Origin of the sequence: Moritella dasanensis ArB 0140 (assembly GCF_000276805.1) — a bacterium.
In the GTDB taxonomy this organism is placed as follows: Bacteria; Pseudomonadota; Gammaproteobacteria; order Enterobacterales; family Moritellaceae; genus Moritella; species Moritella dasanensis.
Genome location: NZ_AKXQ01000005.1, coordinates 1 through 13,610 on the forward strand (window position 1 = coordinate 1; position 13,610 = coordinate 13,610).

The window sequence follows — 13,610 nt, forward strand, 5'->3', positions numbered from 1 at the left end:
TATTAACGTTAATATCGGTATTCGTTTCGAGACTCAGTGTTTATGTATCGATTAACGCGACCTTATACAGCAGCAAATCGTGTATTACTTAACCATAAACGCTTTATCCATACGCTTGAATGCACTTTCTAATACATAAGCTAATTCACTGTAATGTGGATTTTTTTTGGCTGGTTCGAGTTCACAACCTTGCGTCACTAAACCTTGGTATAACTCGTGATACCAGTTTGCAAGTGACACAGGTAATAGCTCTTTCGAACGTTTACCTAACCAAAACAGACCTTGCATTGGCAATGTAATTAATAGCAATGCAACCGCAATACTCGCCGGTAGTTGCTGCATATCACCATAGAGGTACTGCATCATCACCGTTAGAATAGCTAATGGTGGCATTGTCTTAAAGCCAAGCTGCGTGGCAGCAATGATTCTATTCTCAGGAAAAAGTGCAGCCAATTCTTTTTTCATCGGCCAGCGCTGCATATAATGTTGACCTTTATAAAGGGTATCTTTAAATACACTCATCAGCATCCTCCCGTAAAAAGATAATTATTCTATAATTCAAACCATACACTATGTCATGGTGCAGGTAAAATAGTATATGAATGTTACGTTAATGGTTTAGATCAACTTTATTACAAATATACTTTGAGATATCGTCCTATAGCAAGTAAACTATGAGGCAGTTAACACTTTTAGGGAAAATGTGAGTGATATAACTCACAGTTTTAGAAAGTTGTCATTTCTTTAAGATGGATACTTAGTAACGAACATTCGTCGTATCACTACGACATAGTACGTAAAAATGACAGTGTCAGCCAATTTACTAAGCACAGACAATATCTGTGCTTTAATAAAGATACGATACCTAAGCCAAAATCGCTAGGATTGTTATCAGTTATTTTATTGATTATTTCATAATAGGTTTTTACGCATGAATAAACTCGTTCTAGTTCTAAACTGTGGTAGCTCTTCTCTTAAATTCGCAGTCCTTGATTCAGTATCTGGTGATGAAAAATTATCTGGTCTTGCTGAATGCTTTAATTTAGATAACGCACGCATCAAGTGGAAACTTGACGGCAATAAAGGCACAGCCGATCTAGGCGCAGGCGCTTCACATAAAGAAGCTGTAGCATACATCGTAAATAACATTCTTAAAGACCAAAAAGAAATGAGCGACGCTATCGTAGCGATCGGTCATCGTGTTGTACACGGCGGCGAAAAATTCACTTCATCAGTAATCATTGATGATACTGTAATGCAAGGCATCGAAGACTGCGCAACATTAGCACCGCTTCATAACCCGGCTCACCTTATCGGTATCCGTGCTGCACAAGCTGCATTCCCAACGCTTCCACAAGTAGCTGTATTCGATACTGCGTTCCACCAGACTATGCCTGAAAAAGCATACCTATACGCATTACCATACAAACTATACCGTGAAAACAACATCCGTCGTTACGGCATGCACGGTACTAGCCACCTATTCATTACTCGTGAAGCAGCTTCGCTTCTAGGTAAAAAAGTTGAAGACACTAACATCATCAACTGTCATTTAGGTAACGGCGCATCAGTTTGTGCAATTAAAAATGGTAAATCAGTAGACACAAGCATGGGTATGACTCCGCTTGAAGGTCTAGTAATGGGTACGCGTAGTGGTGATATTGATCCAAGCATCATTAACCACCTAGTTACACAGTGTAACTACACAGTTGCTGAAGTTAACAGCATGCTTAACAACGAAAGTGGTTTGTTAGGTGTTTCTGAAATTTCTAGCGATTGCCGTGCTATCGAAGATGGCTATGCAGAAGGTCAAGTTGGCGCAGTTCGCGCAATGGAACTTTCTTGCTACCGTCTAGCTAAATACATCGCTTCATACGCAGCTGCTTTAGGCCGTATCGACGCTATCGTATTTACTGGTGGTATCGGTGAAAACTCTGACGTTATCCGTGCGCTAGTATTGAACCAACTTTCTATCTTCGGTATCGAAGTTGACGCTGCAGCAAATACAGCTGCACGTTTTGGTTCAGAAGGCACAATCACTACTGCAAATAGTAAAATTAAAGCTATGGTTATTTCTACTAATGAAGAATTAGTTATTGCACAAGACGCAGTAAACTTAATCTAATTAGCTAGTTAACTTAACTAAATTTAACTTTTATAAGAAAGGTGTGATCGCACCTTTCTTTCTTCTCAATCCCAATATAAGGGGACGCTAGTGGCTCGCACTATAATGCTTATCCCAGTTGGCGTAGGCGTAGGCGTAACTTCTGTTAGTCTAGGTATGGTTCGTGCGTTTGAACGCAACGGCCTAAACGTTAACTTTTTCAAACCTGTTGCTCAACCTCGCCAAGGCGAAAAAGGTCCTGAGTTATCAACTGAAATCATCCGTCAAGGAACGAATGCATCACCTGCAACGCCGTTCACTTTATCTCACGCTGAAAAATTAATCGGCGCTGGTAAAACTGACGTACTGCTTGAAGATATCGTTGAGCGTTTTGAATCGCACATGGTTGATGCTGAAATCGTTGTTGTTGAAGGTCTAGTACCAACATCAAAACAACCATTTGCTAACGACGTCAACTACAACATCGCTAAAGCACTTGACGCTGAAATGGTATTTGTGACTAACCCAGGCACAGATTCTTCAGAACAACTTAAAGATCGTTTAGAGATCGCTTGTTCTAACTTCGGCGGCAGCAAAAACAAAAACATCATTGGTTGTGTGATCAACAAAGTTGGCGCACCACTTGATGAAGCTGGTCGTAGCCGTCCAGATCTTGCCGAAATGTTTGAAGCAAACGCAGGTAATGCTAGCCATAACCTAGAAGTGCTACAAGTATTTGGCAAAAGCCCAATGCCTATCCTGGGTTGCATCCCATGGAGCGCTGAGCTAATTGCACCACGTGCAAAAGATCTTGCTAAACACCTAGGTGCTGAGATCTTAAACGAAGGCGACATCGAAGAACGTCGTCTAGTGGGTATCACTTTCTGTGCACGTTCTATCCCGAACATGCTTGAGCACTTCCGTCCAGGTGGCTTATTAGTTACTTCTGGCGACCGTGCTGACGTGATTGTTGCTGCATGTCTTGCTGCAATGAACGGCGTTAAAATCGGTGCATTACTATTAACTGGTGATGTTCGCCCAGACGCAAGTGTATTAAAACTTTGCCAACAAGCAATGGCGACTGGTTTACCAATCATGCTAACGCCTACGAACACTTGGCAGACAGCATTAACGCTTCAAAACTTCAATCTTGATATCCCTGCAGATGACAAACAACGCATCGAAGCGGTTCAAGAATACATCGCAAGTCACATCGACAAGCAATGGATTGAATCGTTAACTGTTGGTACACAACGTACTCGTCGTTTATCACCGCCTGCATTCCGTTACCAGTTAACTGAATTGGCGCGTCAAGCGAAGAAACGTGTTGTATTACCTGAAGGCGAAGAGCCACGTACAATTGAAGCGGCTAACATCTGTGCTGAACGCGGTATCGCGACTCCAGTATTGCTTGGTAACCCAGCTGAAATTAAACGTGTTGCAGAAAGCCAAGGTATCATTCTTTCTGACGGTGTTGAAATCATAGATCCAGTAACATGTCTTGAAAAATATGTTGCGCCTATGGTTGAACTGCGTAAAGCGAAAGGTCTGACTGAAGTAGTAGCACGTGAACAACTACAAGATAGTGTTGTTCTTGCGACGATGATGTTAGAACAAGCTGAAGTTGATGGTCTTGTATCTGGTGCCGTTCATACGACAGCAAACACAATCCGTCCAGCACTACAGTTGATCAAAACAGCACCGGGTTCAAACCTAGTGTCTTCGATCTTCTTCATGTTGCTACCTGATCAAGTGTTAGTGTACGGTGATTGTGCAATTAACCCAGACCCAGATGCTTCTCAACTAGCTGACATCGCAATTCAATCTGCGGATTCTGCTAAAGCATTCGGTATCGACCCTCGCGTTGCTATGATCTCTTACTCAACTGGTTCATCTGGCCAAGGTAGTGATGTAGAGAAAGTACGTGAAGCAACGAAACTTGCTCAAGAACGTCGTCCTGATTTGATCATTGATGGTCCTCTACAGTACGATGCAGCTATCATGGAAAATGTAGCGAAAAGCAAAGCGCCAAACAGCCCAGTTGCTGGTAAAGCGACTGTATTTGTATTCCCAGATCTTAATACTGGTAACACAACTTACAAAGCGGTACAGCGTTCTGCAAACCTAATCTCTATTGGTCCAATGCTGCAAGGCATGCGTAAACCAGTAAATGATTTATCACGTGGCGCATTAGTAGACGATATCGTTTACACAATCGCGCTAACAGCAATTCAAGCTAAGCAATTAAGCAACTAGTTTGAAAACCTGTTAAACGTGTATTAAGGCTCCCTCGGGAGCCTTTTTTGTATCTTTAAACCCATCAACTTTTTATATTTAAACTCATCAACTTCTTATATTTGAACCCATCAAAAGATAGCAACGAACTTGGTTAGTTTTTCATAAAGAAAATCAATTTGTTGACTGCAATGTTCCGGTATTTATCTTCTTCAATAAATAGACCGTGTAATGCGCCTTCAACCACTTCAATATAACTATGGGGACAACTTTCATTAAACTTGTCTTGGGCTAAATTACTCACCACATATTCATCTTCAGCTTGTAATATCAATACTGGAATATCTACTTTATGGGCATTAATTAACACTTTTTCACACGCTTTAATCGACTCTTGGATCCATTTAGTGCTGGGACCACTTAACTTTAAATTTGGTTTTTCATTATAGCTATTGGTATAACGTGAGTAGCGTAATTTACTCTTACTCATGAGATTTTTATCAAATTCAGGAAAATCATAAAAAGAACGACCTAAAGCAAAATTAGGTTTCTTCGTGAAGCGTTCGAAAATGGAGTGGCTTGAGGTATCTAACTTACTTTTAATAGATAAACCAAGACCAAACATAGGCGTACTCAACAGCAACTTCTTCACTTTGTGCTGATAAAATTGAATATATTGAGTACAAATATTTGCGCCCATAGAATGTCCGACCAAATAACAATCACCATCGCCATCGCCATTAGGGTAAACAACTTTATCCATAAATAGTTGTAAATCAACTATATAATCTTGAAAATCATTTACATGACCTAAATCAAGATCCGAAGCCCATCGCTCTGACTCGCCTTGGCCTCGATGATCATAAGTATAAATATTATAAAAATGTGATAACTCATAAATAAGTTCTAAATATCCCCAATAAGATTCATTTCTGCCATTAACAATCACCAACGTATCTTTTTTATGATGTGGATTATAATTAATCCAATTGATTCTAACTTTGTCAAAACCAATGAAATTACCACGTTTTAAACCTTTAATTACCTCATTACAGGCGTTTTCAGTGGTATCAACATCTTCGGTCGTTTTGAGCGGAAGATCGGTGACATTGGCGAGTTCAAATTGACCTTTATGGATTTTATCCGCAATGAGATTAAGGTATTTTTTACCCATTTCAAAACCTAACGCGTAATCGCTATCCACTGCTTTTTTAGATGAATGGACTAAGGAGGTTTGTAAATGCGTTGCCGGATGGATCTCATAAATAACCACATCATCAGGCGGATTTTCTAAAAATGCTTGGTCCGCGCGGTACGCGTCTTCATGGATCATTAATAAGTGACTTAAATTTTTAAGTTTATTCGGGCCAACGTTTTTTAAAAAATTCAACCACTCATGATTATAACTGGCATCGACAGGGATCGTTCTAATCACCACAATATGTTTATAACCAAGCTTATATGCTTCTCGAACCGGAATAGGTGCAGTCACGCCACCATCATACCAATCGTCATGGTCAATTTTGATCGGATTCACGGTTAATAAAGGAATAGCACATGTCGCTTTTAAGGATTTTTTCCAACAGCCTCTTTTTAAATCTAAGCATTTGGCTTGCATGCTATTTATATTGGTCGCAACGCAATACAACTCGCGATCTTCTAAGTTTTTTAATCCCGTACCCCAATCAAGCGCTAGGTGTGTTTCGGTAGCATGAATTAGCAAATCCAGATTCAAGCTGTTTTCACCACGAAATACATTCTTAATATTAAAAAAATCGGGATCACGCGTCACTTTATTAATGACATCATAAGCATGTCGATATTGACCACAAACATAAGATGCCAGATTTAACGCGCCTGCTGATGTACCAATAAAACAATCAAACGGATTATAATCGGCTTTCAAAAATGCATCTAATACACCGGCTGTAAATACGCCTCTCTGCCCCCCACCCTCACAAACGAGTGCAAATTTGTCGACATTTTCATGACGTAAAGGATAAGCGTCAGTATCGACTTGAGAAATAGAAAAATAATTAACCATAAATTTATATACCGATGATTTGATTTAACGTTTTAAATTTGAAATAGTCTACTGCAATCATGATACCACGGTCATCACTGATGACTGCTCCCTCCAGCAGATACATCTTATCCATAGGGTAACAATCAGGCTTAAATTCACCGACTTTATACTCATAAAGTTTGTGCATCCGCAGCGTTTCCATAACCGCGCTTACAGCCATTCAACTTCAGTGATTAGTGTGTAGCCTCAAATAAAAAATAACCTTACCAAGGCTTCTGAGGGCGTTTTTTTATATAACAAAATCAGCTAAACCAACCAGTCTTTAGTTGTATTTAATTTCTAATTTTTTCTTGATTTTTCAGTAAATCAAAGAATTTAAACAAAAAATGATTTAAATACAACAACTTAAAATCAACCAACAAGTTAACACACATGTTTATCCACAGATTTTGTGGATAACCTGACATAAACGCTGGTTATTGATAAATCAGCCCCTGAATATGCCACATTTAGTCCACAACTTTATTTTAATACTTAAAGTTATACACAGGCGAAGACGTTAACCTGCTTATATACACAAGTATCATCACCCTGTGTATAACACCATGATTAACCAGTGAAGCAAACTGCAGGTATCGAACTGATCACATGGAACAACAAAATATCATGTGATTTTAGCGGGCGAGATTGTGAATAACCGTGGGTTGAAATAGGAAAGGAATAGCCATAAGACAGGCATAAAAAAAGCCTCAATCGAGGCTTCTTTATCATCAGTATATTATCGCTAAACTATTCAGTCAGTGCTGATTAGTTTACGCCTGACTCATCATCAAGTTGGTCACTTAGTTCCGCTTCCATTTCTTGTTTCAATTCGTCTTGAAGTTGATAATACGATAAATCGTTTTCATTATAGTCCATCATAACCACCTTAATAGTACTAAACAGTACTTCGTTAAAATATGCCGATAATCGATAACCCGCTTATCACACTTCCCTGAGCAACCTTTTGCTCAGTCCATGTATTAATCCTAACACAGCATTTTCAGTCTGCAATATTTGTCACGTTAGGCAAAAACATTGATCCGCGTCAATAAACCTATTCTGTAATTATTTATCAACATTTTGATTGTTAGCTCTTCATATGAAAGCCAACTACCGATATAAGGAAGCCATCACGCCCTCAAAACACAACACGTTGACTAAAACTGAACGATAATAAACAAAATAGAACAACTTAGTATAAGTTATACCAAAAAGTAATATGTGGCGATTTTGGCGCTAAAATAGCAAATCTTATCGGATATTGGCGATATGAGTGTCTAAAATGAATACAATAAAATGACTTAAAGGGCGAGTTTTGGAGTCGGAATAACACTAACTAGGGTAAAATAACTAATTTAGCCTGCCGTTTCATCGTATAAATAAAACGACACGCTAATATCGATTACGCCGCTTTAGGCGAGTAAATGAAGATTAAAACTTTAAGGCCTTTGCCCGCTTCAGCTTCTTTGAATACAGCTGGCGTTGGCAGTTGTTCTTGGAACACACAATCAGGGCAATGCTCGGCAACATTATCAAATAAGAACTGTTCACCCAATTCAGGTGCGTTCAAACATAGCATCACTTTACCACCCGGCTTCATTAGCTCCGGAATACGTTTAATGATCTTGCTGTAATCACGCTTAATATCAACACTGCCTTTTTGAAACGACGGTGGATCCGAGATCAACAGATCATAAGGACCATGTTTACGTAAACGGCCATATGATTTAAAGATATCAACACCTTCAAATTTAACACGCTTAAGATCATGACCATTACTGCGGTGATTATCACGTCCCATCGTCAGTGAAGTACGGCTAAGGTCAACGTTCATCACCTTGTCTGCTCCGCCGGCTAGTGCAGCAACAGAGAAAGCACAAGTATAAGAGAACAAGTTTAATACGTTCGCATTCTCTGACTGCTCTTTAACCCATTGACGGCCATTGGCCATGTCGAGAAATAGACCGGTGTTTTGTGCACGACCAAACTCAAGGTTAAAGGTCATGCCATTTTCAGTGATTTCGGTACGGTTACATTCTTCACCAAGGAACAATGAAGTCGGCGCTCGTTCACGACAACGGAACTGTACTAATACCGTTTTACACTGTTCACCAAGTTGTGCTTGCAGCGCTTCTGCTAACAACATGAGGTAATCGTTTTCTTCTTCTTGGTATAACGTAATAAGTGCAACAGGTGACAACCAATCAATGTTGATGTGCTCGAAGCCCGCATACGTATGGCCACGACCATGGAACAAGCGACAAGCATCTTCTGCAACAGCAGAGAAATCAATAAATTCAAGCGGCAATTTCTTATCAGCCTCGGACATAGCGACAGTCACAATCTTATTCACCTTAATTAATCTGACAAAACAAAAAGGGATGCACACTGTACATCCCTTTCTTCAATTCATCGTATTATACTTGATTAGTACTAAATTGCGATCAAGGTGCGGGGTTATTTTTTCACATCAACATCACTGCTGATCAGTATCGACATCCAGTTGTTGTCGTTAATCGTTTCTAAGCCAATTTTGACAATCATCGTCAGTGGTACTGCCAATAACATACCGACCAAACCAAGTAACCAGCCCCAGAAGATTAACGATAGGAATACGATCAAGGTCGATAAACCCAGTCCTTTGCCCATGAAGCGTGGTTCGACAACGTTACCCATGATCAAGTTAATCGTGACATAACCTGCAGCTACTGCACCGGCTTGTGGTAAGCCCAGTTGCAACATCGTTAAGATAACCGCAGGCACAGCCGCAATTAACGAACCGATGTTAGGTACGTAATTTAATAGGAAGGCAATCAAGCCCCACAACAGATAGAAATCGACACCCATAATAAACAACATGAGACCAACCGTGATACCCGTCGCGATACTGACTAAGGTTTTAATCGCCACATATTTGTTCACCGAATCTAAGAACTTGTCTAACTGGGCTAATTTGAAATCAGGGTCTTTAAACATTAAATGCAGTTTCTTCGGTAATACATCACCTTCAAACAGCATAAAGACCACCGTTAGCAAGATCAGGAAGATGTTTGCCATCACGCCTGACAAGCTACTAACCATGCTCGACACCATCGTCACTGCAGTACCTGGGTTGAAGTATTCCAGTAAGGTATCAGATGATATTTGGATATTGTATTTATGTAAGAACGTAACTAGCTCGCCGTAGTGACCACGGATTTGGCTTTGATAATCGCCAATATTACTGGTGAGTTGTTGCACGCTTGAACCAATTACGCTGGTGATCGTCAAGCCAATCAGGATGGCAAGAATCAGCACAGTAAAAATAGCGATTGTGCGTGGAATACGGCAACGTGTAATCAGGTTTACCAATGGGTTGCAGATAATGGCAATGAATATGGCCAGCAAAAATGGAATGATAATCGGCGTGGCAATTTTGATACCACCTAGAATAATGATCACAGCAGCGATCATCACCAAATTACGCATCTGGCTATTTTCGTTTAAAATTAGTTTCATAGTTACTCATTAGGGGGCTACAGGGTGCGAATAGTCGCCAGTAGTCTACGACGTGACTGATGAATATAACCTTAACAAGATGAAAACACTATGTGTTTTATATAAACTCCAGTGTAGAGGTTTAAAATAATAGCTTTGATGACGTCTAGAGATGTTTGGTAGAGCTATGCTCATATTCAACTTTATAATGATTTGCGTGCAAAATGAGTGCGAAATAAATGGAAAGTTATTACGAATTGAACTGGAGATGATTAACTGATTGATAATCATATATTTGAAGTAGAAATGGTGGAGCCAAACGGGTGCACCACGATATCAAAAACTCTAGTTCAGCATTCGTAATATCAATGCGTTAGGGATACTGTAACACTAATTTTACACAAATGTGTGCAAAATGAGTGCAAATAAGACCGACTAAAATATCAACTGATAATCTAGAAGTGCCTATTCACCTTTTTATTAACGATAAATTATTGTTAATTGGGGGCTGCCTAGATCCCTTAGATTTATCTGATTACCACCGAAGGCGTTGGGGTGTCGGTGCCATTCGAATACTTGATGCTTTAACTGCTCAAGCATCTTTTCTAAGTTAAATCGACGATTAAATTTAAAGCAAAACTCTGCCTAATATAGAGGGAAATTCTTTTGCTTAATTGCATGATAAGTACCATGCATTGAATTTTTCACACTACTTAATTTACCAATTTAAAATAGGTAAACTCAATGCTATCAGACCCGCCACCAATAACATCTCCAAACAGGTTAACCATCAGAAATAACAATAAATTTAGGCATTAGGAGGGATGTTGTCAAAGCACCTAATTAATAATCAAAGAAAGATTTTTGCTGGAGGTTAGACAGATTAGACGGCTATAAATTTAATTAAGTATATTAGGAAAGGGTTTGATTGAATGGCTCTGCGCTGAGAACGCAGAGCCAACATCAATCAATCACTTCATATAATGAAGTGGGGCAAACAATATCAATTAAATTGTTCTACAACAAGGATTTTTTATAAATTAAAATTATTTTTATATTTTATATCGTTTAGAATTTTTTTCGCCTAAACGACATACTCAGCATGATTGAATTTGTTAATAATGCTCCCAACAAAACATCAATCAAAAAACTGAGAAACTTAAAAATGAAAAAATTATTATTAGCAACAATCATTGCATCAACATTCGCGTCAACTGCTGTTATGGCGGCTGACATGGGTCAACCAAATAAGCCTGAACGTCCTACGCATCCTGATTACTCAGTTGATGTTAAGGTTGACGCTTTCAATTTAATGATTGAAAAAGCAAATCTTGAAAATAAAGTAATGATTACAAAAAATGTAAATGGTGATTACACTCTTATTCAAGAAGGTAAATCTCCTATTATTTTAGATTCAGAGAATGAATCGCAATTTAAACAAACTTTAGCGGCTGTAGCAAAAGATAATTCAAAAAATCGTCAAAATTCTCGCGATAAATTTAGCGTTAAACCAATCGAAGTACCTGTTAATCAAAAAATTGATATGATTAATGCACACCTAGCAAACTACGGTGAAGGTGAATCTTCTATTGTTCGAGATAAAAATGGTACTGTTAACCTTACATTTATTGATCCTGTATCTGGTGAAGTACGTCAGTTAAACCTCTCTGATATGTCAGAAGAGCAGTTAGACATCGTTAAGCAAGCAACCCGTGAGCACGTTAACAACAATGCACCAATCGTTTCACCAATCAAACAACCTATTGTTCTAGATCCTGTTGAAGAACCTGTTATTAAACTTCCTCGTGTAATCACGCCTGAAGAACAAGCATCATATGAAATGACAATTGTTAATAATCTTACAGAACGTGCTAATAACATTAAAGAAAATGCAACTGATGAACAGAAGTTTGATATTCTTAAAAATGAAGCAGGTAAGCAAGGTTATGAAATCACAGAATCAGAAGATGGTAATGATCTAGTATTCACTAAGGTTTCTGAAGTTGGTATAGAAGAATCTATTGTAGTTAGCAAATCAGATATTGAATCAAAGGTTCAAGAAAAAGGTTCTGAATTGGCAGAGCAAAAAGAAACAAAACAAAAAGAACGTCAAGAGGCTATAATTCCTGATGATATGGTTGAGCCTACATTACCTGGTGATGTAGTTGGTGAAGCACGTGATAAATTGATTGATGGTCTTAAAGGTCTTGATGAATCAGGTAGTGACGCAAACGAACAGTTACGCGAAAACTATAATCAACAATTAAGCCGTGATGATGCACAAGACGCAGCATTTAATGAGTTCAAGTTTGAAACTCAAGCAGATATTGCAGACCTTTATAACGAAATCGACCGCCTAGACGAGAAAATGGATGGTGTTATGGCTGGTACTCACGCAATCAACAATGCGCGTCCATTCCTAACTGGTGAAGGACAAACGGCTGTAGGTGTTGGTGCTGGTTTCGCTGGTTCATCTTCAGCAATCGCGGTAGGTGTCGCTCATAGTTTCAGTTCTAACTGGTCTGTATCAAGTACTGTTAACGTGACAACAGGTTCATACAGCGAAGTATCTGGTGGCGTTGGTACTCAATTCATCTTCTAATCTAGTTTAATACGCAATTAATTTAATAAAACCCCGTACCTTGGCTGGATACGGGGTTTTTTACACTTAAATTTTATATCTTTTTAACACGCGCAATCGTAGCACGTGAACAGCCAAGTGCATTCTGTATATCAGTGTAACTCAGTCCACCAGCAAGCATTTTCTTAATATTTTTATGTAACTCAGTATTAATCTGCTTACCTTTATACTTACCTTCTTCTTTAGCCTTTGCAATTCCTTGCTTTTGACGTTTCAGTCTTGTTTCATAATCATCACGAGCCATTGCTGCACCGAGATCTAACATGAACCCAGTTAAGGCTTGCTGTATCGCTGATAACTCAGGTTGGCTTGTTGATAATGCTTGATGTGTCATCGGTTGATCAACAACAACAATAGTCAATCCTTTATCCTGAATTCGTGACTTTAGTGTTTGCCACTGTTGATACGGTAAACGTGTCAATCGATCCATTTTCTCAATAACTAATACATCGCCATTATGTGAATCATTAATCAGGCGCTCTAGTTCTGGTCGTTCGGCTTTAGTACCTGATTCATTCTCAATATAGAAACCAGCAATCTTATGATTGTATGAATTAACAAATGTCGTTACTTCTTCTTTTGCTCGGTCTGCTGATTGCTCTTGTGTTGAAGCACGTAGATAACATCTGATAAACATAATATTTCGCTCTGGTTTCGTTTAAGTGGTTTCACATTAACGGTTTCATTAAGGTGCTGTAAACTCTATATGAAACCAACCTATTGAGTATTGCAGTTAGTTTCACTGAGGTATACTCATAATGAACTAAATGTGAGAGTGTATCTGTTGGCTATTATGTTGCTGATATAAAAAGTCCACCAGCCGATACAAAAAATATATAGCCGATATTTAAGTGGGTATGGGGATGCATTTTTTTTATTTTCAGTACTTGAAGTATGGGGCCCTTCCCCCCTTTAGTTCCTGATAGGGAATAAACTACACCATTATTTTGTTTACTATTGTATTTGAGAGCGGCTTAGAAAATAAAAAATCAGTATAGATAAACACGCACTATGTCAGAGGTGATCAAAACACTTTTACCTATTCCTTATAACGTTGCTAATAGTGTTACGAATTGATTTAAATA

General features: G+C 38.8%; 9 protein-coding genes and 1 pseudogene. 3 read left to right on the forward strand and 7 right to left on the reverse strand.

Annotated elements, in window-relative coordinates; translation table 11 throughout:
• Nucleotides 1–84 precede the first annotated feature (84 nt).
• On the reverse strand, nucleotides 85–522 hold the full coding sequence (yfbV, locus tag A923_RS0105265) for a terminus macrodomain insulation protein YfbV (RefSeq protein WP_017220612.1): 438 nt from the start codon (nucleotides 520–522) through the stop codon (nucleotides 85–87).
• Between the two features lie 409 nt (nucleotides 523–931).
• On the opposite strand from yfbV, the gene A923_RS0105270 reads away from it, so the two are divergent.
• A complete protein-coding gene (locus tag A923_RS0105270) occupies nucleotides 932–2,125 on the forward strand; it encodes an acetate kinase (RefSeq protein ID WP_017220613.1) in 1,194 nt (397 codons plus the stop codon).
• 105 nt (nucleotides 2,126–2,230) lie between these two features.
• On the forward strand, nucleotides 2,231–4,360 hold the full coding sequence (pta, locus tag A923_RS0105275; protein WP_017220614.1) for a phosphate acetyltransferase: 2,130 nt from the start codon (nucleotides 2,231–2,233) through the stop codon (nucleotides 4,358–4,360).
• A gap of 133 nt (nucleotides 4,361–4,493) precedes the next feature.
• Here pta and A923_RS0105280 read toward each other — a convergent pair whose 3' ends face one another.
• The 5 genes and pseudogenes from A923_RS0105280 to A923_RS22725 all read right to left on the reverse strand — a co-directional run.
• Nucleotides 4,494–6,383, reverse strand: a complete 1,890-nt coding sequence (locus A923_RS0105280) for an alpha/beta fold hydrolase (RefSeq protein WP_017220615.1) — start codon at nucleotides 6,381–6,383, stop codon at nucleotides 4,494–4,496.
• A gap of 4 nt (nucleotides 6,384–6,387) precedes the next feature.
• Nucleotides 6,388–6,585: a hypothetical protein gene (locus A923_RS22920; RefSeq protein ID WP_157532759.1), complete on the reverse strand. Its 198-nt coding sequence runs from the start codon at nucleotides 6,583–6,585 to the stop codon at nucleotides 6,388–6,390.
• A 1,224-nt stretch (nucleotides 6,586–7,809) separates the two neighbouring features.
• A complete protein-coding gene (locus tag A923_RS0105295; RefSeq protein ID WP_017220618.1) occupies nucleotides 7,810–8,748 on the reverse strand; it encodes a class I SAM-dependent methyltransferase in 939 nt (312 codons plus the stop codon).
• 116 nt (nucleotides 8,749–8,864) lie between these two features.
• The gene (locus A923_RS22010) at nucleotides 8,865–9,905 is read right to left on the reverse strand and encodes an AI-2E family transporter (protein ID WP_017220619.1); all 1,041 of its coding nucleotides are present in this window, start codon (nucleotides 9,903–9,905) and stop codon (nucleotides 8,865–8,867) included.
• A gap of 514 nt (nucleotides 9,906–10,419) precedes the next feature.
• Nucleotides 10,420–10,654, reverse strand: a pseudogene (locus A923_RS22725) (IS1595 family transposase); the annotation flags it as partial.
• 395 nt (nucleotides 10,655–11,049) lie between these two features.
• Between A923_RS22725 and A923_RS23155 the strand changes: the two are divergent.
• Nucleotides 11,050–12,486: a YadA C-terminal domain-containing protein gene (locus tag A923_RS23155; protein WP_202800830.1), complete on the forward strand. Its 1,437-nt coding sequence runs from the start codon at nucleotides 11,050–11,052 to the stop codon at nucleotides 12,484–12,486.
• A gap of 73 nt (nucleotides 12,487–12,559) precedes the next feature.
• Here A923_RS23155 and A923_RS0105310 read toward each other — a convergent pair whose 3' ends face one another.
• Nucleotides 12,560–13,162 carry a recombinase family protein gene (locus tag A923_RS0105310; RefSeq protein ID WP_017220621.1) on the reverse strand — a complete coding sequence of 201 codons (603 nt, stop codon included), beginning with the start codon at nucleotides 13,160–13,162 and terminating at the stop codon, nucleotides 12,560–12,562.
• Between the last annotated feature and the right edge of the window lie 448 nt (nucleotides 13,163–13,610).